This window comes from Methylobacterium amylolyticum (assembly GCF_030700245.1).
GTDB lineage: Bacteria > Pseudomonadota > Alphaproteobacteria > Rhizobiales > Beijerinckiaceae > Methylobacterium.
The window spans coordinates 1-21834 of sequence record NZ_JAUYZI010000056.1; the positions used below are offsets into that span (position 1 = coordinate 1).

The 21834-nt window shown below is 68.5% G+C and carries 38 protein-coding genes; 15 read left to right on the forward strand and 23 right to left on the reverse strand.

Going from position 1 to position 21834, the window contains the following annotated elements; all coding sequences use genetic code 11:
• Positions 1–119: 119 nt before the first annotated feature.
• On the reverse strand, positions 120–2099 hold the full coding sequence (locus Q8W71_RS27160; RefSeq protein WP_305528530.1) for a PAS domain-containing protein: 1980 nt from the start codon (positions 2097–2099) through the stop codon (positions 120–122).
• 499 nt (positions 2100–2598) lie between these two features.
• Positions 2599–2838, reverse strand: coding sequence for a hypothetical protein (locus Q8W71_RS27165; protein WP_305528531.1), 240 nt, complete (start codon positions 2836–2838; stop codon positions 2599–2601).
• A gap of 155 nt (positions 2839–2993) precedes the next feature.
• Here Q8W71_RS27165 and Q8W71_RS27170 point away from each other — a divergent pair, with 155 nt between their 5' ends.
• On the forward strand, positions 2994–3377 hold the full coding sequence (locus tag Q8W71_RS27170; protein WP_305528532.1) for a hypothetical protein: 384 nt from the start codon (positions 2994–2996) through the stop codon (positions 3375–3377).
• A 3-nt stretch (positions 3378–3380) separates the two neighbouring features.
• On the opposite strand, the gene Q8W71_RS27175 is transcribed toward Q8W71_RS27170, so the two are convergent.
• Positions 3381–3605, reverse strand: coding sequence for a hypothetical protein (locus Q8W71_RS27175; RefSeq protein WP_305528533.1), 225 nt, complete (start codon positions 3603–3605; stop codon positions 3381–3383).
• A 211-nt stretch (positions 3606–3816) separates the two neighbouring features.
• Here Q8W71_RS27175 and Q8W71_RS27180 point away from each other — a divergent pair, with 211 nt between their 5' ends.
• Positions 3817–4008, forward strand: coding sequence for a hypothetical protein (locus tag Q8W71_RS27180; RefSeq protein WP_305528534.1), 192 nt, complete (start codon positions 3817–3819; stop codon positions 4006–4008).
• 19 nt (positions 4009–4027) lie between these two features.
• On the opposite strand, the gene Q8W71_RS27185 is transcribed toward Q8W71_RS27180, so the two are convergent.
• Positions 4028–4246 (reverse strand): hypothetical protein, encoded by a 219-nt coding sequence (locus tag Q8W71_RS27185; protein ID WP_305528535.1) that lies wholly within the window; start codon positions 4244–4246, stop codon positions 4028–4030.
• Between the two features lie 595 nt (positions 4247–4841).
• Between Q8W71_RS27185 and Q8W71_RS27190 the strand changes: the two genes are divergently transcribed.
• Positions 4842–5069, forward strand: coding sequence for a DUF6894 family protein (locus Q8W71_RS27190; RefSeq protein WP_305528536.1), 228 nt, complete (start codon positions 4842–4844; stop codon positions 5067–5069).
• Here Q8W71_RS27190 and Q8W71_RS27195 read toward each other — a convergent pair.
• From Q8W71_RS27195 to Q8W71_RS27205, 3 genes are all read right to left on the reverse strand, one after another.
• The gene (locus Q8W71_RS27195) at positions 5066–5296 is read right to left on the reverse strand and encodes a DUF6894 family protein (RefSeq protein ID WP_305528537.1); all 231 of its coding nucleotides are present in this window, start codon (positions 5294–5296) and stop codon (positions 5066–5068) included. The genes Q8W71_RS27190 and Q8W71_RS27195 overlap by 4 nt on opposite strands.
• A 173-nt stretch (positions 5297–5469) precedes the next feature.
• Complete coding sequence (locus Q8W71_RS27200) at positions 5470–5766, reverse strand: hypothetical protein (protein ID WP_305528538.1); 297 nt, start codon at positions 5764–5766, stop codon at positions 5470–5472.
• Positions 5759–6436 carry a nucleotide-binding protein gene (locus Q8W71_RS27205; protein WP_305528539.1) on the reverse strand — a complete coding sequence of 226 codons (678 nt, stop codon included), beginning with the start codon at positions 6434–6436 and terminating at the stop codon, positions 5759–5761. Before Q8W71_RS27205 ends, Q8W71_RS27200 begins: the two co-directional genes overlap by 8 nt.
• A 182-nt stretch (positions 6437–6618) precedes the next feature.
• Between Q8W71_RS27205 and Q8W71_RS27210 the strand changes: the two genes are divergently transcribed.
• Positions 6619–6933, forward strand: coding sequence for a hypothetical protein (locus Q8W71_RS27210; protein WP_305528540.1), 315 nt, complete (start codon positions 6619–6621; stop codon positions 6931–6933).
• Positions 6917–7915 carry a site-specific integrase gene (locus Q8W71_RS27215; protein WP_305528541.1) on the forward strand — a complete coding sequence of 333 codons (999 nt, stop codon included), beginning with the start codon at positions 6917–6919 and terminating at the stop codon, positions 7913–7915. The genes Q8W71_RS27210 and Q8W71_RS27215 overlap by 17 nt, the downstream gene beginning before the upstream one ends.
• A gap of 209 nt (positions 7916–8124) precedes the next feature.
• On the opposite strand, the gene Q8W71_RS27220 is transcribed toward Q8W71_RS27215, so the two are convergent.
• From Q8W71_RS27220 to Q8W71_RS27240, 5 genes are all read right to left on the reverse strand, one after another.
• Complete coding sequence (locus tag Q8W71_RS27220) at positions 8125–8361, reverse strand: hypothetical protein (protein ID WP_305528542.1); 237 nt, start codon at positions 8359–8361, stop codon at positions 8125–8127.
• A gap of 75 nt (positions 8362–8436) precedes the next feature.
• A complete protein-coding gene (locus Q8W71_RS27225; protein WP_305528543.1) occupies positions 8437–8811 on the reverse strand; it encodes a hypothetical protein in 375 nt (124 codons plus the stop codon).
• Positions 8808–9074 (reverse strand): hypothetical protein, encoded by a 267-nt coding sequence (locus Q8W71_RS27230; RefSeq protein WP_305528544.1) that lies wholly within the window; start codon positions 9072–9074, stop codon positions 8808–8810. The genes Q8W71_RS27225 and Q8W71_RS27230 overlap by 4 nt, the downstream gene beginning before the upstream one ends.
• Complete coding sequence (locus Q8W71_RS27235) at positions 9071–9490, reverse strand: DUF5681 domain-containing protein (RefSeq protein ID WP_305528545.1); 420 nt, start codon at positions 9488–9490, stop codon at positions 9071–9073. The genes Q8W71_RS27230 and Q8W71_RS27235 overlap by 4 nt, the downstream gene beginning before the upstream one ends.
• Before the next feature lie 80 nt (positions 9491–9570).
• Complete coding sequence (locus Q8W71_RS27240) at positions 9571–9777, reverse strand: hypothetical protein (protein ID WP_305528546.1); 207 nt, start codon at positions 9775–9777, stop codon at positions 9571–9573.
• A 56-nt stretch (positions 9778–9833) separates the two neighbouring features.
• On the opposite strand from Q8W71_RS27240, the gene Q8W71_RS27245 reads away from it, so the two are divergent.
• Both Q8W71_RS27245 and Q8W71_RS27250 read left to right on the forward strand, forming a co-directional pair.
• The gene (locus tag Q8W71_RS27245; RefSeq protein WP_305528547.1) at positions 9834–10112 is read left to right on the forward strand and encodes a hypothetical protein; all 279 of its coding nucleotides are present in this window, start codon (positions 9834–9836) and stop codon (positions 10110–10112) included.
• Positions 10113–10229: 117 nt separating this feature from the next.
• Entirely contained in the window at positions 10230–10520 is a 291-nt protein-coding gene (locus Q8W71_RS27250; protein WP_305528548.1) for a hypothetical protein, read from the forward strand.
• A 41-nt stretch (positions 10521–10561) separates the two neighbouring features.
• On the opposite strand, the gene Q8W71_RS27255 is transcribed toward Q8W71_RS27250, so the two are convergent.
• Positions 10562–10825: a hypothetical protein gene (locus Q8W71_RS27255; protein ID WP_305528549.1), complete on the reverse strand. Its 264-nt coding sequence runs from the start codon at positions 10823–10825 to the stop codon at positions 10562–10564.
• Between the two features lie 212 nt (positions 10826–11037).
• On the opposite strand from Q8W71_RS27255, the gene Q8W71_RS27260 reads away from it, so the two are divergent.
• The 3 genes from Q8W71_RS27260 (at position 11038) to Q8W71_RS27270 (ending at position 12008) form a co-directional block, all read left to right on the forward strand.
• Entirely contained in the window at positions 11038–11232 is a 195-nt protein-coding gene (locus tag Q8W71_RS27260; protein WP_305528550.1) for a hypothetical protein, read from the forward strand.
• A gap of 17 nt (positions 11233–11249) precedes the next feature.
• The gene (locus Q8W71_RS27265) at positions 11250–11585 is read left to right on the forward strand and encodes a hypothetical protein (RefSeq protein ID WP_305528551.1); all 336 of its coding nucleotides are present in this window, start codon (positions 11250–11252) and stop codon (positions 11583–11585) included.
• A 93-nt stretch (positions 11586–11678) separates the two neighbouring features.
• The gene (locus Q8W71_RS27270; RefSeq protein WP_305528552.1) at positions 11679–12008 is read left to right on the forward strand and encodes a hypothetical protein; all 330 of its coding nucleotides are present in this window, start codon (positions 11679–11681) and stop codon (positions 12006–12008) included.
• Positions 12009–12037: 29 nt separating this feature from the next.
• On the opposite strand, the gene Q8W71_RS27275 is transcribed toward Q8W71_RS27270, so the two are convergent.
• The 10 genes from Q8W71_RS27275 to Q8W71_RS27320 all read right to left on the reverse strand — a co-directional run bounded on the left by Q8W71_RS27275 (position 12038) and on the right by Q8W71_RS27320 (position 18399).
• Positions 12038–12397, reverse strand: a complete 360-nt coding sequence (locus tag Q8W71_RS27275) for a hypothetical protein (RefSeq protein WP_305528553.1) — start codon at positions 12395–12397, stop codon at positions 12038–12040.
• The gene (locus Q8W71_RS27280; protein WP_305528554.1) at positions 12394–12648 is read right to left on the reverse strand and encodes a hypothetical protein; all 255 of its coding nucleotides are present in this window, start codon (positions 12646–12648) and stop codon (positions 12394–12396) included. The genes Q8W71_RS27275 and Q8W71_RS27280 overlap by 4 nt, the downstream gene beginning before the upstream one ends.
• A 9-nt stretch (positions 12649–12657) precedes the next feature.
• Complete coding sequence (locus tag Q8W71_RS27285; protein WP_305528555.1) at positions 12658–12915, reverse strand: hypothetical protein; 258 nt, start codon at positions 12913–12915, stop codon at positions 12658–12660.
• The gene (locus Q8W71_RS27290) at positions 12912–13646 is read right to left on the reverse strand and encodes a hypothetical protein (protein WP_305528556.1); all 735 of its coding nucleotides are present in this window, start codon (positions 13644–13646) and stop codon (positions 12912–12914) included. Before Q8W71_RS27290 ends, Q8W71_RS27285 begins: the two co-directional genes overlap by 4 nt.
• The gene (locus Q8W71_RS27295) at positions 13643–16597 is read right to left on the reverse strand and encodes a DUF927 domain-containing protein (RefSeq protein WP_305528557.1); all 2955 of its coding nucleotides are present in this window, start codon (positions 16595–16597) and stop codon (positions 13643–13645) included. Before Q8W71_RS27295 ends, Q8W71_RS27290 begins: the two co-directional genes overlap by 4 nt.
• Positions 16594–17058, reverse strand: a complete 465-nt coding sequence (locus tag Q8W71_RS27300; protein ID WP_305528558.1) for a hypothetical protein — start codon at positions 17056–17058, stop codon at positions 16594–16596. Before Q8W71_RS27300 ends, Q8W71_RS27295 begins: the two co-directional genes overlap by 4 nt.
• Complete coding sequence (locus tag Q8W71_RS27305; protein ID WP_305528559.1) at positions 17059–17319, reverse strand: hypothetical protein; 261 nt, start codon at positions 17317–17319, stop codon at positions 17059–17061. It abuts the gene before it with no gap.
• Positions 17316–17549: a PC4/YdbC family ssDNA-binding protein gene (locus Q8W71_RS27310; protein ID WP_305528560.1), complete on the reverse strand. Its 234-nt coding sequence runs from the start codon at positions 17547–17549 to the stop codon at positions 17316–17318. Before Q8W71_RS27310 ends, Q8W71_RS27305 begins: the two co-directional genes overlap by 4 nt.
• Positions 17546–17782, reverse strand: a complete 237-nt coding sequence (locus Q8W71_RS27315) for a hypothetical protein (RefSeq protein WP_305528561.1) — start codon at positions 17780–17782, stop codon at positions 17546–17548. Before Q8W71_RS27315 ends, Q8W71_RS27310 begins: the two co-directional genes overlap by 4 nt.
• Positions 17783–18078: 296 nt before the next feature.
• Entirely contained in the window at positions 18079–18399 is a 321-nt protein-coding gene (locus tag Q8W71_RS27320) for a hypothetical protein (protein WP_305528562.1), read from the reverse strand.
• A 126-nt stretch (positions 18400–18525) separates the two neighbouring features.
• Between Q8W71_RS27320 and Q8W71_RS27325 the strand changes: the two genes are divergently transcribed.
• From Q8W71_RS27325 to Q8W71_RS27345, 5 genes are all read left to right on the forward strand, one after another.
• Positions 18526–19101, forward strand: coding sequence for a hypothetical protein (locus tag Q8W71_RS27325; protein WP_305528563.1), 576 nt, complete (start codon positions 18526–18528; stop codon positions 19099–19101).
• A gap of 121 nt (positions 19102–19222) precedes the next feature.
• Positions 19223–19423 carry a ribbon-helix-helix protein, CopG family gene (locus tag Q8W71_RS27330; protein ID WP_305528564.1) on the forward strand — a complete coding sequence of 67 codons (201 nt, stop codon included), beginning with the start codon at positions 19223–19225 and terminating at the stop codon, positions 19421–19423.
• The gene (locus tag Q8W71_RS27335) at positions 19423–19701 is read left to right on the forward strand and encodes a hypothetical protein (protein ID WP_305528565.1); all 279 of its coding nucleotides are present in this window, start codon (positions 19423–19425) and stop codon (positions 19699–19701) included. Before Q8W71_RS27330 ends, Q8W71_RS27335 begins: the two co-directional genes overlap by 1 nt.
• Positions 19702–19703: 2 nt before the next feature.
• Positions 19704–21527: a tail fiber domain-containing protein gene (locus tag Q8W71_RS27340; RefSeq protein WP_305528566.1), complete on the forward strand. Its 1824-nt coding sequence runs from the start codon at positions 19704–19706 to the stop codon at positions 21525–21527.
• Positions 21524–21808 (forward strand): hypothetical protein, encoded by a 285-nt coding sequence (locus Q8W71_RS27345; protein WP_305528567.1) that lies wholly within the window; start codon positions 21524–21526, stop codon positions 21806–21808. The genes Q8W71_RS27340 and Q8W71_RS27345 overlap by 4 nt, the downstream gene beginning before the upstream one ends.
• The last annotated feature ends 26 nt before the right edge of the window (positions 21809–21834 follow it).

A 21834-nucleotide genomic window follows, 5' to 3' on the forward strand; every position in this document is an offset into this window, starting at 1 on the left:
GGGCCACGTTGCGTATCGGCCCGGCGCTGGTGAGATCCGGGGTTCCCCCGCCCGTGAGCAGATCGGGCGGGGCCGAACCGCAGGACTCGAAAGCGAAGACATCCCCGCATCGTCGGGCTTCAGTGGCCGACCGCACGAGCGATCTTGCCCTCGACGGGCTGCACGAACTGCACATTCAAGCTCGCGCCGGCCCTGTGGCGGATCTCACACGTGACACGTCGCCTTTCGTCGTCGATCGTCATCACGAACCGTTCTGGGATCTGAGCGTGCCCGAGCACATGCAGCCGCGCGCCCCCGTCCGACAGGTCACGGACCGAACAAGCGACGCGCCCACCACCCGGCAGGTGGATCTCGGCAGGTAGCAGGACGCGAGTCCGCTTGTCGGTACGCCGCTCCTCCATCCCCACCGTCCAATCATCCAGGCTGGTGCTGATGCGCGACACACCGCTGGCCGCCTGCCGCATGCTGACCAGGATTTCCCCCGTCGCCCGCGCCTGCTCGTCGGTCGAGGCGCTCACCCCATCGACATGCCCACTGATCGCGCCAATCGCCGCGGTGATTGAGGCTAGGGTACCAGCCACCTCGTCCGACACGGTCTGCATGCCGACGATCTCACCGTTGATCCGCCCCGTAGCCGCAGCAGCCTGACCGGCCAGATCCTTCACCTCGGCCGCCACGACCGCGAAGCCGCGCCCGGCAGCCCCGGCCCGGGCCGCCTCAATAGTAGCATTCAGCGCCAGCAGGTTGATCTGCTGGGCGATCGACGAGATCGTCGCGACGACACCGCTCATCGCGCCCGCCGCGGCGCGCAATCGCTCGGTAGCGGCATCCGCCTCGCCGGCGCGTCCGTGGATCTCATCCACGCTAGCCTTGGACTCGGTCATGCTGCGCGAGATCTCCTGGGCCGCAGCATTCATGGTTTCCGCCGCGTCGGTGACCACTTGGACGCTGTCGAGCGTCCGCTCGGCTGCCGCCACCGCGACCGCGCGCGCCTCCATGTTCGCGGTGACATCGGTGGCGTACTTGACGATCTTGGTCAGCCGACCGCTGGGATCGAAGATTGGGTTGTAGCTCGCCTGGATCCATACCGAGCGGCCGTCCTTACCAAAGCGCTGAAACATGCCTGAAGCGAAATCGCCGCCGCGCAGACGGTCCCAGAAGGCCACGTACTCCGGCGTCCGCGCGTAGCCGGGCTCGACGAACATGGCGTGCGGCCGACCCCTCACCTCTTCAATCGTATAGCCGACCGCCTGTAGGAAGTTCGGGTTGGCGTCGAGGACCGTGCCATCGGGGGCAAACTCGATCACCGCCTGGGAGCGGTTGACGGCCGTCAACTGCCCGGCTGCGTCGGCGGTCTGTAGCTTTTGCGCGGTCACGTCGACTGCGAATTTCACCACCTTGACCACACGCCCGTCGGCGTCGGTGATCGGATTGTAGGTCGCCTGGATCCAGATCTCGCGCCCACCCTTCGCGAAGCGTCGGAACTCAGCCGACTGGTATTCTCCGCGGCCCAGCGCCGCCCAGAAGCTCTGGTAAGCCTCCCCGGCTTGCTCGGCCCTGTCGACGAACAGCCGGTGGTGCTGGCCCCTGATCTCGTCGAGGGTGTAACCGACCGCGGCGAGGAAGTTGGCGTTGGCGTCGAGGATCGTGCCGTCCGGGGCGAAGGCGATGACCGCCTGCGAGCGGTGAAGTGCCGCGATCTGGCCATCGAGGTCCAGGGCCTGGACGGTCTTCTCGGTGACGTCGGTGGCCAACTTGACGACCCGGGTCACCCGCCCGCCACGCCCGAGCACGGGATTGTAGGTCGCCTGGATCCACACCTCCCGGCCGTCCTTGGCCAAGCGCCGGAACGTGCGCGTCTGCCCCTCGCCGCGGCGCAAGGCGTCCCAGAACGCCCGATAGGCGGGGCCGTCGCGCTCATCCGCTCGGACGAACCGGCGATGGTGCTCGCCCTTCAGCTCGGCGAGCGTATAGCCCATCAGGTCGAGGAAGAGAGGGTTGGCGGTCAGCACCGTACCATCAGGGGTGAACTCGACCCGGGCCCGAGATCGGTCGATCGCCGTCATCAGCGCACGCAGGTCGGCATCAAAGAGTGGCATGAGGCGTCCATCACGATGCGTCGGCTAACATCGTCCGCTGCTGGTACGTGACTTTTGTTAATCAGTGGTCAATTGACGTTTCAGGTAACGTATACGTGTTGCTACGATGAAAATACGTCTTACGTCAGACTAGATCTTGAGTAGACGAGGACCGTGTCTACCGGGGGTTGTGGAACCGAACGTTCTCCCACCGCCTCATTCCGTGCGGTCAAACCGCTCTTCAGGTCGGCCGCAGGGGAACGGGCCGATCTGTGCGGACCCAGAAAGCTCCTTTTCTGACCTCGGATCGCCCAGTGCCGCTGTGACGCGCGCCCGCGGTGCCTTGCCCCGGTCGCATCCCTCTATGAGAGCCTGCCGCCTGCTGTCGTTGATCATGGATCAACCGCCAGCGCTCATCCTGACCCCGGGCCGTGTTGCATACTTGGTCCCCGCCGCGAAAGCGGCATGTCCCCCGCCAGCCCGTGAGCAGATCGGGCGGGGCTGAACCGACCGCGAGAAATTATCGATTGCGGTCCAACGTGATCGGATCAATCACACCCCGACCGTCCCGCGTGCGCCGCTCGTCCGCTTCTCGTGCTATGCGGGCCCATTCAGCATCGAACCGATCGTAGAGCCGGGCCACGATGCCCAGCAGGAGATCGAGGACGACGCTGAACAGAGCTACCGATCCGATCACGGCGCGGGTGGCGATGTGCCCGACGCCCGACAAGAGACGGCCAAGCCAACGGAAGGGGTGCATGAGGTCCTGTTGGGATAGCGAATGCGGCGGGCGACCGCCCGGCCGATGACGCATCGGACTTCGTTCAGATCCCCGGACTCAGTGCGACTTATGGCGCAGCGCGAGGGTGCGTCAGGCCGCATGGCCCTGCGCCGCGGGCTGCCGTAGTCCGGCGCATGGCCGCCTGCTCCGCTCCGACCCTCCTCCCCAGCGCTGTCGATGTCTGGCGCCACGCGATCGAGGGCATCCCGGCCGACAAGCCGCCGTGCCGCTACCTGACGCCGGCCAAGTGGGCCGCCCTGCGTGAGGCAGCCATCGACTTCTGCGACCGATACGGCGCGGAGGCGCATCGGCTCGGATGGACGGCGTCACAGCTCTTCGGCGTTCACCCCCAGCACGGCACCCTGCGCGTCGATGGCTGCGGGGCGATGATGATCAACGGCCGGAAGGCGACCGGCGTGGACGCGACAGGGGTGCAGCTCAGCAACCAGACCGCCCACCGGGACAAGCCAGGGCAGGAGACCGGCCCGCCGATCTGGGAGTTCGCGGCGAAGCGGTGATGGCTACATCGGCCCGAACTGCTCGACGTAATCGTCCGTCAGTCCGGCCAGCCGGCCTTGCACCATCAGGGCTTCGACGCGATGCCGCCGGGCCAGTCCTCGCATGGCTTCAGCTACGGGCTCGCCATCCAGGCAGTCCGCGGCGGCCGACAGTTCGTCCGCCATCGCGTTCAAGGCCATCGCCGCGGCGTCCATGGTGCTCATCAGATCCAGCATGATCTCGCGCATACCCGGAGATTGGCGCAGGGCTGATTGGCGCCCAGACTGTGCGGTTGTGGCCTGAGCGATCGTGTCATTTCCCCGCCTGGTGATCGGATCCGGGCGGGGCCGGGCCAGATTGCGGTGCCTCACGTCGAATTGAAGGGCGCAAGCCTCGATACGTCCTGCGTGGGGATCCGTGAGACTTGGATCCCCCCGCGAAGCTCGACAGTATCTCGAAATGCTGCGCCGCTCCTCTCCTGCTTTCCGGATCGTCGTCATCCCCTGCACCATGCAGGCGGGTTGCTTCTTGTGGACGATCTCGTCGGCGGACGGACGAGAGATCGAGCGCTCCCGCTTCGCTCACGCCAGCGCCTACGGTGCTCGGATCACGGGCGAGATACGGGCCCGGGAAATCGGCATCAGGATCTGAGCAGGCCGAACCGACCGCCTTACCGTTCGAGCCGGTAGATCACGCCGTCGACCATCTCGACGCGCCAGCCGAGAGCGGTGAGCGTGTCGTGAGCGAGCGTTGCCGGGTCGGTGGCGCCCTCCCCTCGCGCCTCCATCGCCGCGCGGATGTCGTGCATTTCCATAACCGACGGCGTGCCGTGCTCGACGTGGTGGTGCTCGATCAGAGCCAGGGCTGCGGCGGTAGTCCTGCCGGTCATCGGCACCAAGACGCGGCCCCACACCATCGCATCTGGCGGATCGAGCCCGTGGTGGCTGGCCCGTCGATGAGCGCAGGCCCAACGAGCTGCGGATCAGGCTGGTTCGCGTGCATCAGCGCGACTGATGACCAGCAGCAGAACACGAGCGCGAGGATCCAGAGGGCGGCGCGCGCGGTACGGGTGATACGCCTCGACATGCGGCGACGGTGGGCGCGTGAGGTTAGCGAACCGTTGCTGTCGGAGGGCGGGCTCAAGAGTCCCGCTCGCAAGGTCTGATCGTGGCAGCCAACGCCATGGTGGGCACCCTGTAAAAGGACCCGATTTTTTATTCGGAAATAGGGGCGGTCGCAGGGGAGTGGGTCGACTTGCGCGGGTCCTAAAAGCCCCCATTGCGAGCGCGTCGGGCTGCCGGACCACGCCGGGCATAACCGTAGGATCGCCGCCTGAAAGGTCGAGACCGGAAGGTGGACGTGGGTGCACCATTCCACCGAACGTCTGCGTCGACTTCAAGCTATTGTGTCGCAGTATGGTGGGTAACTTTGCGTCATGCTCGGCCTTAAGGTCGCTTCAAGCTGCACAGTGGCTGGAGCTTCGGATGCCCCGGTTCTTCTTCAACGTGTTCGACGGACGATCCCTTCTGGACACAGATGGAGTCGAGCTTCCGGATGACACCCTCGCCCGGGAAGAGGCTCTTCGCATCGCTGGCGGTGCCATAGCGCGTGAGGCAGCCCGGATCGCGGCGAACCTCGTGTGGAACATGGAGGCGCTCGACGAGACTGGGCGATGCGTCTACCGCATCAATCTCAGTATCACCACAGGCTAAATGCTCTCGATGCGACAATTCAGTCGAACGGTGCACACCACCTCGTTTTGATTGCGCCTGACCTGCACGACAGCTTCACTGCCACTCGGTAGCCCGACGCCGGTCATCGCAAATTCTGTGGCGATTTCGATCGCGGTCCGACACGCGGTTATCCGATCCGGCAGATCGCGCCCTTCGTGATCTCGCGAAGTGATCTCGCCGTCCAAGTCGAAGAAAAAGCGCGGCATTCCAGGTCCTTGGCCCGGCAAACTGCCGCAGTGATGGAGCGAGCATGCTTGCGCTGCCCGAACGGATAACCGACCGTACCGATATGCGATCCAGAGGGACGACCCGTTAGATGACGGCCACGGCTCGCCAGGCGGCCGCGGTTTGCAGCTCGCCCGGCTCGCGCATCCTTCGCCTACCGGCCGTGCTTCGCCAGGATCGCGCGCATTGCCTCCGTCACCAGCGCCTCGATCGAGTTGCCGGCTCGGCCGCGCTCCATCACCAATTCACGGGACAGGCCGCGCACCTGGGCGATGAGGTCCCGGTCAAGCCACACGGTGAAGGCTTGCCGGTTCTCCCGATGATCCCGGGCTTTAGGTGTAGGTGTACCTAAACTTTGAGGTTGAGCTTGCAGTTTAGGTTGATGTGTAGGATCCAGGATCGGCTGCTCCCCGACCACGAAGGATGCGGACAGGCTCGGCCGCTTAGCCATTCTGCTTCTCCGCGCGCTTGCGCTTCACCTTGAGCCCGACCTGCTTCGCCACCCATCGGAACAGCGCGTCGATCTCCTCGGCGCCCTTCCCGCCGGGCTCAATCTCTTGGATGGTGCTGCCGTCGATCAGGCAGGACTTATAGCCCTTGCGGTGGCAGACGAAGGGGGCGCCGTGCTCCCGACCGGTCGGGATCCCGCGGGCGACGAAGCCGGCGGCGGCGTCCTTCACGTCCTTCTTGGCGCCCCGCACGTCCACGTCCGTGAAGATGACGAAGTTCGGCTTGCCGAGCCCCTGCGCCATCGCATGCGAGGTCGGAACCGCGTCCATGTCGGCCAGCGAGGTCCGCGAGGGGATCAACACGAGGTCGGACAGCTCGGCCGCCCGCTTTCCCATGATCTCAGCCTTGCCCGCGGTGTCGATCAGAACGAGCTCAGCGCCCTGCCGCTCGAACTCGCGCAGAGTGGGCTCCAGAAAGTCAGGCGTCGTCTCCGGTCGGACCGGTGGCCCGTCAGCCTGTCGTCGGGTCGACCACATGCGCAGGGTGGCCTGCGGGTCAGTGTCCACGATTGCCGCGAGGATACCGGCGTGGTGGGCGGCGACGGCGAGATGCGCCGTCAGCGTGCTCTTGGTACTGCCGCCCTTCAGCCCAAGGATCGAGACAACCCGCATCGCCGCACCTCCGACACCTCCCCTAAACCGTGTACGCTCAAGGTCCAACGATACAGTTTAGCTTGAGGTCCAGGTGTCCGCTTTAGGTGTAGGTTTAGGGTGTATGTCCTTGCGCTCCAACCAGCCTAGGCGTAACCTCCGATAAGACTGTTTCTCGGAAGTTTGCCCGGTAGGCGGCGCCTATGGCAGCGATCCACCTGATAGACGGAACGGGCGATGCCCGGCTGCCGCTCAAGCCGAAGGTCGGCGCGCCGTGCAACGGCTGCGGGCTGTGCTGCGCGGCCGAGCCCTGCGGGATCGCGCGCGAGTTCATCGGCGCCGGTGTCGAGGGACCGTGTCCCGCGATGGAATTTGGCGAGGGCCGGTTCTGGTGCGGCATGGTCCGCAGGCCGGGCCACTACCTCGGACTGCCGCACGCCTGGGCGGACGAGACGATCGGCGCCACGATCGCGGGCATGCTCGGGACGGGACAAGGGTGCGATGCCGACGACGCCTGAGATCCTGCCGGCCGAACTGCCCGGAAATCCCGGTGGGTTGCCCGTCGAGGCTGCGGCACTCGTCCGGACCTATCAGCGCGCCTCGAAGGCCGACGCGACCGTGCGGGCCTACACCTCGGACGCGCGGGTGTTTCAGGGCTGGTGCGTTCGGTACGGGTTCCGACCTCTGCCGGCGACGGCCGAGGCGGTCGCGGCCTTCATCGTGGCGGAGGCGGAGGGGGGTAGGGCGGCCTCGACGCTCGGCCGGCGGCTCGCTGCGATCCGCTACGCGCACAAGCTCGCCGGCCAGCCGGACCCGACGGACGACGAGGGCGTGCGGGCCACGATGGCGGGCGCCCGGCGCAAGCTGCACGTCCGGCCCGTGAACCAGAAAGCCGCGGCAACGGTCGACGTGGTGCAGATCCTCCTTGCCCGGGCGCCGGACACCCTGACGGGAAAGCGGGACCGGGCACTATTGGCGCTGGGCTTCGCGGGCGCGTTCCGCCGGTCCGAGCTGGTGGCGCTGGATGTGGCCGATCTGGTCGAGGATCCCGAGGGCCTGCGCGTGCGGATCCGGCGCTCGAAGACGGATCAGGAGGGCAGGGGCCTGGAGAAGGCGATCCCGCATGGGCGCTTCGTCCGGCCGGTGGCGCTGGTGCGGGCGTGGCTCGACGCGGCGGGGATCACGGTGGGGCCGGTGTTCCGCCCCATCTCGCGGTCGGGAAACGTGCGAGGGCCGGACAAGGCGACGGGCGAGTTACCCCGCCTGACCGATCGGGCTGTGGCAGACATCCTGAAGGGCTACTGCCGGGCGGCCGGGCTCGATGCGGCGGCGTTCGGGGCGCACAGCCTGCGGGCCGGGTTCATCACCACGGCCGCGGAACGCGGGGCAGACCTCGCGCGGATCATGGAGCAGTCGGGGCACCGGGATCCGGCGACGGTGCTCGGGTACATTCGCAGGGCGAACCTGTTCAAGGGGCACGCCGGGAGCGGGTTTCTGTAGCGTGTTCTTGCCCGACTGGAGTGGCCTACGATCGTCCGTGTTGTTGTCTGGGGCGAGACGATTGCGCTGTCTGTGCATCAGCAGTCGAAGTCGGTCTGGCTTGCCCGCGGTGAGTATAGGGGAAAGTCATACGAGGGTAAGGGCAGAAGCCCAAACACAGCGGCGGCTAGCTGGCGCGAGCAAGCTCGCTATTTCTCGAATTGATTGCGTTAGGCGTCTGCCACCTTCTCGAAAAACGTCGCCGATAAGCCGGCAGCGGTGGCATTTAGAGTATCCGCGATCTGCCGGGCGTGGTCGTAGCTGACCCCGGGCCGTAGCTCAATGCACAGATAGGCATCGCCGAACGCAGCTATGCCATCGTCTATCGGCTCCAGCGCCAGGGACGGAACACCCTCGGCGTCCTCCTTTACGGCAAACCGGTATCGCCCGCGCTCAGTCCTCGCCATCGCCGTTCCTCCGTTCCAGCGGCGAGCGTACCGCTGATCTGCCGCAGCGACCACGAGTGGCGGCCAGCGACGCATTCAGTTTCGCGAGCGGGTGTTCCGCTCGTGGTCGGCCACCATGCGGTCGTTCGCCTCGCGCCGCTCGTCGCCCGTCATGCTCTCGAACCGGGCGCCGATCGCGGCGATGGCCTGCTCAATGTCATCGGAAACCACCTCGTAGGGCGGCCGCTGGCCGCGCAGCTCGTACTCGGATCGCACATCGTCCATGGCGATCGGTGGCTCGAACGGTGCAGCGGCCCATGCTCGGGTCGTGGCGGGCCACAGTTCCGCGAGTTGGTCGGCTGTCAGACCCTCATGTTGCCGTCCGCGAGAGAGGTAGGACCGAACCCGCTCCAGTTGCCCCTGCGCCATCGCGCCGTAGGCGATCAGCTTCGCCTCGTCGGGCATGGTCATGCGGCTCTGACCCGGCCGGGCTGCCGGGCGAGATAGTCCGCGAGGAAGGTCCGCATGTCCTTGGCGACCTCCTGCTCGAACGGCTCCGGCGAAGCCGCGTAGCTGGCGATCATCGCGTCGTAGGTCGGGAAGTCGGCCGCCAGCAGGTTCATGTGCCGGATGACCTCATGCTCCAACTCCTCCTCCGACATGCGCGCCAAGGCGCTGTAGCTGGGGTCGCGCTCCAGCTTGACGATGCGGGTTTCCAACTCGCGCAGCCTCATCGCCGGGCGTCCTCGATCTCGGAGAGGCGCCGGTGCAGGTCGGCCGCGGTGATCGCCTCGATGTGGGCGGAGACGGCCTTGCCGATGTCGGCGGCCTCGCTGGGGGTGATGTCACCGTTGACCACGGCCCGCAGCAGCGCCTCGGTGGCCTTCGGCAGGTCGGCCGCGGTGTCGATCGGTGGCAGGTCGAAGGTGACGCTGCGGTCGCGGCGAGGCGCTAAGAGGCGGTCCAGGCACAGCTTCATCGCCGGGCCGTCGCCCTCCAGCGCCATCTCGATCGCGCGGCGGGACAGCTTCTCGGACTCGCCCTCGAAGATCGCCTCCAGGGCGAGGGTGGAGCGGTTGCGGGAGCCCTTGGGGCGACCGGCGGGGTTGCCGGAGCGGCCTTCTCCGAACTGGCTGTCCTCTCTGGGCATCGGTCAAGCTTCCGGGCGGGCGGCCTGTAAACAACAGGCCAAGAACAGGTCGGATGATAGATAGCACCGGCTATGAGGTTTCACGACTGGGGCTCCTTAGGCAGTGCCATCAGAACGCGCAGCCCCTCGGCGAGCCCCTGAAGGGCGGCGGCTGCGGCCTGCTGGCGGACCTCGCGGGCGTCGTCACGGATCTCCAGCGTCACGGCCGCAGCCATCGCCATCTGGCGGGCGGTCTCGATGCCGGCGGCGAAGGCGGCCTGCTCGCGCGGGGTCATGGCGTTGGACATCAAAGCGCGCCTCGCCTCTGATGGGCGGATGGACCAACCGAACCGAGCCCGCTGAAATGCCTGATCCCGACCCGACCTTCACGGCCGAACAGGCGGCCCAGGCCAACACGGCCCTGCGCGCCGCCCTCGACCTGCCGCCTGAGGCGTTCCCGGTCGCGCAGTTCGTGGCGATGATCTCGGACGAGATCGAGCAGTTGCGCGCCGCCGGGCGCGACGACGAGGCCATTGCCCAGATCGTCCGGGAGAGTACGGGCGGCGTGCTGACCGCCGAGGACATCAGCGAACACTATGCGCCGCCAGAGGCGCGGGGCTGGGCTGGTCAGCACGGCGGGTAGGCCACAAAGGCGGGCGCTCGGCGTGACATCGCCGCCGAACCGGCAACCGCTCGCGTGGCACCCGGAGACGCCCGTACCCAAATCGCAGCCCGGCTCAGACCTGAGACCGGGCACGCAATGGCGAAGGTGAAACAGGATCACGGCTCCGGCGTCGATGCGATGGCGTTCGACCTGCTGGCGGACGCCTTCCTCGATGTGACCGGCGTGCTGATGCGCATCGACCCAGAGGCGACGCGGGATCTGCTGCGTCTGATCGAAGAGCGCATGGTCGCCTCGCTGGACAACACGGCGCGAACGCGAGGCGCGTCGGCGGAGGACGCGCAGACGAGAGCCATCGCGGTGTGGAAGGCAGGAACGACGATCAGGGCGGCCGGGTCGGCGCTGAGCGGGAAAACGTCGATCCAGTAGGAGCGGAGCGCACGCCCTGACGATGGCCATGAGATCGGCCGTCACGGTAGCAGCTCGCCCCACGCGCTGCGGAGGAGGGCAGCGCGAGCGTCGGCGCGCTCCGGTTCGGCCTCGGCGATCTCGTCCATGAGGGTGTCGAGGGCCTGGAGGCCACCGGCGGCGTCCGCCTCAATGCCCTTGCGGCGCAGGGCCGAGCGGAAGGCGATGGCGGCCGAGGCACCGAGGCCGTGGCGCTCGATGGCGTCGAGGAGGGTGATGACCGAGGCCGCGGTGACGGGCTTGGGGGCGACGGTAGCGCGGCTCACGGCTGCATCCTTCGATTGACGCCGACAGTGAAGGGCGAACGGGGGGTGTGGTTAACTGATCCTTGTGAGGTCGGCCCCCAGCGTACCTCCTCATGAACGTGCTCCAGGCCGCGCCGTCCAACATCGTGGCCGCCTGTCCGAGCCGCTGACCGTCGTGGAGGAGGATCCGCCGTATGCGACCCGCCGTAGGCGCCCCTGCCCCCTGTGCCTTCATGGACGAGTTGGTCAGCCTGCTCGGCGGGCCTCCCGCCGTCAGCCTCGCCGGGCATTTGGATCGGCTGGAACGAGACGCGTACCTGCGCGGCGCGCCCGAGACGACGGTCGACGCGATCAAGAGCGCACAAGCCCTGGTGCGGCTGTCCGAGGCGCCGGTGATGTTCGTCGTACGGTCTGACGCGATCCACTGATGGGTGAAGGGGCAGCGATGGATATCGGGGTGGCCGGCGGTGCTACGAGCGACGTGCACCGGCTGTCCGTCAGCATGTCGACGTTCGCGCGTCTGCTCGACCGCCGCGCTCCGGACGGCTCGCTGGTGCAAGCCGATCCTGCCCTCCTCAGAGCGGCAACCGAGGCGATGCGCGCCGAATTGCGCCGCGTGAGCGACGGGTTGGCCAGCGAGCTGAACGGTCCCACGAACCCCGATCGGTCGCGCACAGAAGCTCTGAACGCCGCGGCGATCAAGCTCGATGACATCCTCGCGGTTCTCGAAGCCGCGGTCGACGAGACGGACGGCCTCTTGGCGATCTACCCAAACGGTTAGGCGGTCGGTGCGACAGTCGATGCGGCCTGCGGCCCGCACGTGATCGGAAGGCGATCCGCGGAGCCACCGGGCTGCTCGCGGGGAAGTCGCACGATGGAGAGACAGCGGGCCAACGGACCCGGCAAGCCGGGTCTGTCGCACCACATCCTGCCCGCCGCCGGCACGATGGTCGGCGTGTGCGTCACGCTGATCGGGCTCGTGAAGATCTACGAGACGCGCGCCGGCCCGAGCCACGTCGACGAGTACGCGTCGCTCACCGCGGTCCTGTTCCTGGCGAGCGCGGTAGCGTCCTATTTGTCCCTGCGGCGCGCCGCCGACACCGGCCACGCCCTGCGGCTGGAGCGCTCGGCCGACGCCTGCTTCGCGCTCGGGCTTGTCGGCCTGTCGGTGATCGCGGTCATGTTCGCCTACGAGACGATCTGACGAGGCCGGGCAGGCCAGGGCAGGACGGCTCATGCCGCGCCCCCGATGCCGCTCCACGCCATCTCCAGCACGATCGAGCGCCAGCCCGCATGGGTTGGGTCCATCTTGGCGACCTCGACGGTGAGGGCGACGAAGTCCTCGTTCGGGTTGGCGGCGTGGAGCACGTGGCCGATCCGGCACAGGTCGGCGCGGCAGGCAGTGTCGACCGGGTCCGCGGCGAGACCCGGCACGTCGAGGGCATCGGTGGCCTTGGGCGGCAGGGTATCGACCCAGGAGCGGCCGGTGCACCACTCGGGCTTGGCGGCGGCGGAGCGGTCACGCTCGCCCCGCACGACGATGCGCAGGAGGGCATCGGCGGCGGCTTCGATGCTGGGAGCGGGCTGGCTCACGCTGCGCGCTCCATGCTGCCGATGAGGCGGCGCAGGCCGAATTCGCCGGAGCGGCGGTGATCAGGGTCCTGGGAGCCGAGCTGCCCGAGCATGTACGTGGCGAGGCGGCGATCGTGCCGCGTCACGGCGTCGATAGCGGCTGGGGTGATGCCGCGACGCTCGGCCTCCTCCCGACCGACTCGGATCATCGGGGCGGGGAAGGTCTCGCCGATGGCACGGACAGTGCCGGGGAAGGGGATGGGCTCGGGCATGGCAAATCCTTAGGCTGCTCGGGCGAGGGCGGCGTAGGCGGCCCAGATCTGGCGGCGGTCGTTGGCGGCCATCGCGTTGAGGGCGCGGCTCGCCGGCTCCAGGGCGTTCGGGTCGGTCTCGGCGCGGGCGAGGAGCCGGCACAGGTCGGCGGCGCGGGGGCCCGTGAGAAGGCGCGCGGTCTGGCGCAGGCTGCGCAGCCGGGCACGCTGCTCTGCGTGCTCAAGGTCGAGGGCGAAGGGCCCCCAGCGGTCGGCGGGGGCGATCATCGGCCGAACTCCCACCAGGGCAGGCCCTCGGGTTGGCCGGGCTTCTCGCGGTAGGTCAGGTGGCCGAATGAGATCTCCGTCGCCGTGATTGCGCGGACCGCGCCGCCGATCGGCAGGGCGAGCGCCCCGCAGGCATCGACGCGGACGATGCCGGCCTCGGCGTGAGCGCCGAACAACCGCGGGGCGGTCCAGCCCAGAGCCTCGGCCTGCTCACCGAACTCATTGAGGAACGCGACGGCGCGCGCGAGGACGCGCGACCACTCGCCGGACTGCGCACCAGTGCGATCGTTGATCCGATAGCCAGGGCACGGCGGCCGAGCGGGGTCGAGGCGGGCGAGGCCGGCGCGCCAGAGGGCGAGGCCATCCACGGCCGGCAGCGGCCCGACTTTCCCGGTTTCCCTCTCTTTTTCCGGATTTCTCAAGAGAGAACCGGAAAGGTATCCCTCTGCCGGCGCAGGCTTTTCCGGGGTTTCCGGTATTTCCGGTGTCCCCGCATATACCCCTCGCGCGCGCCCGCTCGCCCGCGCGCCCGCGCACGCCTGGACGTTTCTAATTTCGGGATTTGCATGCGCCTGTTTTTGCCGACCGGAAATCCCGGAAATCCCGGAAATGTCTTTACAGTCAGCGGCTTGGCGTTCCGGTTGGTCCCTGTCGAGAACCGGAAAACCGGGATCGGCGGGCGCCTCATGCTGCTCGTGCGCCTCTTGGAACAGGGCGAACAGGTCGATCATGCCCGGCCTCCTGCGTACACGCCGAAGGCGGTCTCGACCTCGTCCGATCGTCCGAAGGCCCGCCGGGTGAGGGCGTAGGCTTTCAGCTTTCCGATGCGCGGGACGTAGGACACATAGAAACAGTCTTTGCCGTGCGTCTTGACGATGAAGCCCTGCGCGTCCAGCGCCCGGCCGATCTCGATCTCCTTGAGGGCGCCACCGGCCGCTTCCACGATACGGTGCGCGGGGACGTAGACCGTGCTGTCGTCGAACCAGCCGAGCGCATCGCGCATCGGGGCGCGGCCGTTGTCGTCAGGTACTGTCGGGTGGATGCTCGACCCCCACCGCTCGGCGATCCAGGCCCGAAGGTTGGTGGTGGCCTGCTGCTCGGGGTCGAGCGCCACCGCGTCGGACGATGCGGCGAACCGGCTCCACGCCCACCGGACGGCGCGGGCCACGTCCACCTCCTGCGGTAGGATGCCGAGCCGTTGGGCGAGGCGCCCGGCCGTGTCTAGGATGGCGAAGGGCAGGGCGGCCCGGACGTGCTTTCCGTCGGCCTCGGGTCCGGCGATGGCCCGGGCGGACTTGTCGATGCCGCGCCGGATGTCCTGTGCGCGTAGGTGAAGCCCTGCGGCGATCATCGCCTCGACGAAGGCCGGCCCGGCGTGCCCGTGGTTGCGGTCGACGGTGGCAATGCTGTCGAGAACGCCCTGATCGACGGCGCGGTTGATGCCCGAGATGTCGATGTCCGGGATGCGGACCGCCATGCCGCCGGCCCATTCGCCGCCGTCGCTGCGGACCTTCTCCTCAAGCGACTTCTCCGCCGAGAACAGGATGAAGGTCGACCATGTGTGCGAGGTCCGGCGCTGCGCGTCGGCCCCCATGCGGCCTTTCCCGACCCCGGAGGCGAGGCTGTAGATGATCCGGCCTAACTCCTTGCCGACGACGTGTCCTAGCTCGTCCATCGCGAGGACAGTCCCGTTGGACCGGGCCGCCATCAGCTCGACGGCGTTCGCGGTGGCTCTGGCGCTCTGCAAGAGGCTATCCCGCTGGTCGAGCGCGGCGCGGGACCACGCCGAGACCGCGAGGCGCTGAGCTGTCGTCTTGCCCCCGGAGGTCATGCCCGAGAGGTTGATCCCGCAGGTGTCCATGCCGCAGAGCGACAGGATCGGGGCGCAGAAGCCGGCGATGGCGCCGATGATCCAGTGTTCGCACCGGGGGGCAGAGCACGCCGCGGCGACCGCTTCGCGCCACGCCTCGATCGTGCCCCCCCGCGCCACGGTCGCGCCGATCCGGGCGTTCACTGACAACTCGAGCCCGCCGTCTCCCGCCCCAATGATCTGGCCGTCTGGGCAGACGAAGAACGGCGCCGTGCCGTCCTCCCCGTGGTGCCAGCCGGGTCGGCGAACGACAGCGATCTCGTGCCGGGGGTCCGCCGCCTTCAGTGCCTTGACCGCGATGTGCTCGCCGTCCCCCTCGGTGCGCAGACCGCACCCGAACAGGACGGATCGGGTCTCGGCCGCGCCCTGCCGGGCGAAGGTGCCCCGGTCCACGTCGATGTTGCGGCGGCGGCCGCCCATGTCCTCTACAACAAGCCGCAGGCCATAGGCGTCGTCATCGTCAGCGAACCGCAGGCGGGCCAGCACGCCGAAGGGCGAGGCGACCGGGATCATCTCCATGGCGTCGCCGACCTTGACCGCCTGATGCACCCACACCCGGCCAGTCTTGGTGCGCTGGTAGGCCAGCGTCAGACCCTCAAGGTGGGGCAGCGGGTACTCGCCCTCGACCCGTTGCAGCTCGTCCAGGCCCTCGACGCGGTCCCGTTCCCCGTCGGCCTCCTGCGCCGTCGGCTCGAACGCCTGGGCGGCCAGGATCCCAGCCCGTACCGCGTCCGGGCCGCCGGCGGTGTGGATGTCGAGCCAGTCGGTCGCGCTACCGGGCTCGCCAGCCAGGGCGTAGGCCACAGCAACCTGCTCATGGTGGCGGACACCGAATGTGCGTGCGGCGCGCTCGCCCCGCCGGCTTGGGTTCGGAGCGGTGATCTTCGCCATCTCGTCCCGGTCGGCGGCGACCGTGACGCGGCGGGTCTCAGGCCAGGGCGCGAACGCCTCGATCCCACCCGCGTTGACTCCTGCCGCGACGTAGAGGGCCTTGGCCTCGATCTCCTGCCGGAAAGCATGGGCGACGGCCGAGGCGGTCTCGATGCCCTCCGCGATGATGCACCAGGGGGACCGCGCCGGGTCTCCCCAGGTCACGACGCGACCGGCCGTGCTCTCCTCCCCGACGCGCTTGGCCGATTTCTTGGCCTCGCGGACCGTGCCATTGGCGGCCATGCCGAGGTCGGCTTTCCCTCGCCCCTCGGCCTTGAGGTAGATCCTGTGCGCGTGCTGGCGGCCTGCGGCGTCCGTCTGCCCGTACACCGCGCAGGGATAGTCCCCGACGTGTACTGGCTTGCCGGTGCCCTTGCCCTTCGGCGGGTCGTAGTAGCCCAGCGCCCGGAGACCAACCGCGGGTGTGGTCGGCATCAGCACCGTGTCGGCCTCGATCCCGAGGCGGTGAGCGAGGTAGGCGCGGGGCAGGGCATCGTCGCGGTTTTCGGGGCGGGCGCTCAGCAGCGCCGCGGCGTCCGTGGCCTGTCGCGGCCCGTCGGCCGCCTTCTCCTGGATCAGGTCGACGCGGCCAACGATCTCGACGCACCGGATCTTCGACGCCTCGAAGTCCAACCCCTCGACCTTGCCGGCGATGTCGAACACGCTGTCGGTCTTGCGGTCCGTACAGGTGCAGATCGCCCGACCCTTGCTGTTGAGGCGCCAGTCGTCGGCGCCGCCGTGGCCCGGGTAGGGGCATCGGATGTGATGGCGCTGGCCGGCCTGCCACGGGATGCCGAGAGCGTTGACGATCTCGACTTCGCGGCCCTCGACGGCCTGCTGCGCGTCCTTGGTGCGGACGTAGCGGATCGGCTCGCCTGTCATGCCGCGCCTCCAAATGTTGGTCCGGGGTCGTCGAACGACGCGCCGCGGGCCCGGGCGGCTTCACGGGCGAGCGCTCGGGCTTCGTTAAGGTCGAAGGAGGTCACGAGGAGCGCGGAACTGTCGCCGTGCTCGCTCTCATGTTCGACGTGCCAGCCGCCGAGGCCGCCGGGGCCAGACCAGATGTAGATCCTCCCGCGCAGCCGCGGGTTGCCCGGTTCTGCGTCGAGGGGCCTATCCCGGATGTAGAGCGGCACGCCGACCCGACGGCAGTAACGCTGCGCGTCGGCCAGGGCATGGTCACGGGTCGCGCCGTATTCCAGCGCCACGGTGCGGCCGGACGGAAAGTGCAGCCAAGCCGCCCACGCTACTCCGTGCGGAGCGACGCTTACCCGATCCGCCCGGGGCGTGCGGTCGTTGACCAGGGCGACCCGGCTCGCGGGGAAGGCGATGACGGCGCCCATCTATGCCGCCTCCTCGCGCTTCACGGTCTCGGGGCGGGCGAAGGCCGAGCACCAATCGGATGCGACCACGTCGGGCCACACGGCATCGCCGGTCTTCCGGTCTCGGCCTGGGGGCTTGGCGCGGCACTCGCCGCGGGCCTGCTCGCCGATCGCGCCGAGGATGCCCCGGCCGCCGTAGACGAAGGCGGTGCCGTTGGCGGCGAAGTGCTGGCAGTTGGCGCAGGCTCGGGCCTTGCGCGGCGGGCGGATGAGGCGGCTCATCGGGCGCCTCCTTCCCGCTCGGCCTTCTGGAGGGCAGCGATCAGGGCCGGGAGCTTCGCCCGGGACAGGCTGAAGCCCTTCCGGGAGGGGCCCAGCGTCCCGCCGAACCGTTCGGTGGTGGTGCAGACCCGGACATCGACGAGCTTGTGCTCGCCATACTCGGTGAGACAGATCCGGACCTCTTCGGCCTGGTTCTTCTTGACGGTGGCGACGTGGCGGAAGGTGCTCATGCTGCCCCTCCATCCGGAGAGGAGGGACGCAGGCTCTGGGCGGCCGCGCTGGCGGCTGCAAGCGCCGCCGCGGCGGAGCGCAGCCCATAGGCCACGCCTCTAATGTCGCCGATCGCCGCGAAGGTCGCGACGGTGTCGGCGTAGGCGGCGGCCGTGCTGGCCGCCTCGTTGATGTGGTCGAACACGAGCGGCGCGATGGCGCGCCCGTTCGGGATGGCGGCGGGCGCCTTCATGCCCGCGCCCTCCAGGTGTCGACTTGGGGGAACGCCAACTCGGCGATCGCGGCGGCCGTGGCCGGCGGGATGCCGAACCGTCGGGCGAGGTGGAGGTCTTGTCGAAGGGGACGAGACGCCGTAAATCTCTCGACGCTAGCCGCCACAGCAGCATTCGAGAGCCCTGCGTTCGCCCCGCGCGTCGCGGGGTTTCTCATGTCTGGGGTCCTGTGATCGCGCCGGCCGGATCGGCGCGGAAAGGTCCGGCCGGCGGGCGAGGGTGACGTTCGAACGTCACCCATCCCGCCGATCGCGGATCAGGCGGCGACGGTCTCGGGGGAGTGCGCCGGCAGGCCCAGCAGCTTGCGGGCGACGTGCGCGGGCACGAAGACGGCGCGGCCGATCTTCACGGCCTCCACGTCCCCGGCGTCGATTGCCCCATAGAGGCCGCCCCGGCTCATGCCGATCGCCTCCGCGAGAGGGGCTACGCGGACGTTCTTCCCCTGCTTGATCCTAGTGAACACGTCGTCGCGCGGCGTGCGCCCCGCGGGCACGGCGGCGGGCTTCAGCGCGGGGGTGGGCTCGTTCGACTGCATGTCGCCCTCTGCTAGATCGGGGGTAGCGCTTTCATAGGACATCAGACGCTCGTCACGCAAGTCATGCGCTGTCCCCCGTATAGCGTTTTTTCGTTGACGATCGCCCCGTCAGCGGAGTAGGCCTGTCTCGACATACGGGGATTGCCCCGGCAGACAGGGGTGACAGTCGTGCGGCAGTTGGCGCCTGAAACCGAGGGCAAGCGGTTTTCGATCGGCTTTCGCACGACGAAATCTGCTAAAGACAGGATTGAGGCGGAAGCTAAGGCTAATGGCCGGTCTGTTGCGCAAGAAATAGAGTATCGTATTGACGCAGGCTATCGTATATTGGATGCTAATAGATTTGCAGAACGTTCAAATGCGGTAGCGAATGCGCTACTCGGTGACGAAAAGACGGCGGAGATGATCCGATCGTTTAGTGCAGCCGTCGGCGCAGTCATGGCTTACACTGGAAAGCACTGGGACGTAGACGTATACACCCGGGGTGCAGTTCAGGCGTGCCTCGACGCCGCGCGATCCGCCCATTTCTCAGATGAAAAGTTAGGGCTGAAGCCTTCCGATATCGATCTGGAGCAGATGCGGAAGGCGATCGAACTAGGAACACTGTACGGGCGCCTGATCGCCGCCTCGCGCAACGACCCCACCATCGCGGCTACCGTGTCCGAGATGGCGGCCGCCACTGCAGGGCCTGATGTCCAGGCCCGGAGCCGAGAGGTCGTCGCCGAACTTCTGAGGGGTGCGGCCTAAAATATTACGCTGGTGACACCGGCAAACTCAGAAGACATTCTATCTCGGTATTGACCTCAACGGCTGTATTACCAGCGCCCCCGGTTGCGCGTTACACTCGTGGCTCTCGCGAGAAATGACGATGCGCGCTGGCACATTGACCCGTATCCGACTGTTCCGCGCCGACGCGGACCTCGACGCCGCGCTGGCGGCCGGTGCCGAACGCGCGGGTGTGTCGGTCAGCGCGTTCCTGCGCCGGGCCGTGCGGTCCGCGCTCAACTCGTCCGATGATCCGCCCCCGCCGCCCGCCGCGCCCGCGGTCACGCTACCGTTGGCGGCCTGATGGGCGAGGTCGCCACCTTCACGCCCCGCGCCGACGCTCCGGGCTCTCGTGCGCTCACGGTCCCTCAGACGTGGCGCGCCTTCCTGCTCGGCCTGCGCCACTGCCGCGACGCGCTCGACGGTGCGGTGGAGCTGATCGAGGCGGGCGCGGACCCGGCCGAGATCTTCGCCCGGGTCGACGATTTCAACAGCGCGATCGCGCTCTGTGGTCCCACCGCAACTTTCTTGCGCGAGGCCGGCGGCCGGCCCACCGCGCCCGAACCCAATGGGAGTGTATAGCGATGGGTGGCGCGATGGGGGGCGGTCAAACCCAGACCGAGAACAGCACTCAGGTTTCGACGCGTAACCCGTGGGATCCCGCGATCCCGGGCCTCCAGCGGGCGCTGACCGATGCCGACGCCCTCTATACGAATGGCGTCGGCGGCCAGATCTACGGCGGCCAGCGCGTCGCCGGGCTGACCGAGGATCAGTCCCGCGGCATCATCTCGACGCGCGACCAAGCGGCGGCGGACAACGCCGGCCCGGTCGGCGTCAACTTCCTCCAGAACCTGATGGGGTCCGGCGGCGGGGTCAGCTACAACGGCCCCGCGCTCGACGGCAACGGGCTGTCTGCCGGCACCGTCGGTGCGCTCGGCAACCTCGCCGCGGTGAAGGGCGTGAGCACCGCGCAGCTCCAGGGCCTCGCGGACCGCCTCAAGGACCCGAATAGCGCGGTCAACCAGACCGCGAACGCGTTCATGTCCGGCGCGCGGGATCTGACCACCGAGGGGGATCTACGCTCGCTGCTGAGCCGCGCGCTCGCGCCGTCGGCGGCGGAGACCAACCTGTCCTCGACTGCGGCAGGCGCCTACCTCGACCCGACGGCGAACCCGTGGGTGAGCAAACTCGCACAGGTCTCGGCCGACAACGCCCTGAACGCCACCAAGCAGGCTTATGCCGCCTCCGGCCGCTACGGCTCCGGCAACTTCGCGGGCGCGACCACGAAGGCTGTGAACGACACGCAGAGCGCGTTGTTCGCCGATCAGTACGACAAGGAGCGGACCCGCCAGCTTTCCGCGAACTCGCAGATCGACAGCGCGCGGCAGGCCGGAACACAGCTCGGTTCTGGCATCGTGGACGCGATTTCGGGGGTCCAGTCGACCAACAACTCGCAGCGTCTCGCCGGCGCCGGAGTCGCGCAGGCGCAGACCGCCCAAGAGGCCGGCGTGCTCGGCCAGATCCTCGGCGGCGACGAGTTCAACAGCGGGCTGGAGCTCGACAAGGCCAAGACGGCGCTCGGCACCTACGAGCGCGGCACCACCAACGCGATGGCGAACGAACAGAACAGGGTCGGCACCGCCCTGTCGAGCCAGGGGCAGGCGCTACAGGCGGCGGGCCTACTGCCGGCGCTTGACGCGCTCCGCTACGCGCCCGCTCAGAACCTTCTCGGCGTGGGCCAATTGCAGCGCGATTACATGCAGCAAAGCCTCGACTCCGCGCAGGATTACTTCAACGAGACGCAAACGCGGCCGTGGCAACTTCTTGGCCAATACGCCTCGTATCCCATGGCGATCGGCCAGCAGGGCGGGACGACGGTCACTCAGGGCACGAGCCAGCGGCGCACGAGCGGTCAGAGCCCGTTGCAGACCATCCTCGGCCTCGGGACGGGGCTCCTGGGTCTCGGCACCGGCGGCGGCTCGACCCTCGGCGGGGGCCTGCTGGGCGGCCTGCTCGGCTCGGACGAGCGCCTGAAGGAGAACATCCGGGAGGTCGGCGCGCTGGCCGACGGCACGCCGGTTCATGCGTACAACATGAAGGGCGACGACCGGACCCAGATCGGCCTCCTCGCGGATCAGGTCGCGCAGCGGCACCCCGAGGCGGTCGGGCCGATCGGCATCGGCGACATACTGGGCGTGGACTACGGGCGGGCGACCGCCGACGCCGCCGCCACGGTGCGGGCTTCCGGCCGGGCGGGTCGCCCCCCGCAGGTGTCGGGCCCCGTCGAACCGGGGATCATGAGCGCCATCGCCGCCGTCTCGTCGCGGGAGCCGGCGCCGCTCCCCCGCGGCGGGGACCGGGGCAAGGCCAAGCCGCCCGCCCGCGGCGATCACAGGAAGGCGGCATGATGCGCCCCGATGATCTGAGCCCAGCCCCGGACGGCTCCGACGCCCCGGACGTGCCGACCGCATCCCACGCGATGCAGGGACAGGCGGAGGTCTACCGTCGCGAGGCGGTGGACACCTTCCGCGCGCTTGAGATCGCCGCCCGGGATGCGGCCGCGGCCTTCGGGGCCGGCGACGTGGCCGCGATCGTCAACGCCATGACGGTCTACGACCGCCTGAACAACCACGCCGGCAACCTGCTGGTGTGCCTCGGGCACCTCGGATCGAGCGCAGGGACCGCCTGAAGTGGCTCGCGGCACCGCCCCACTTC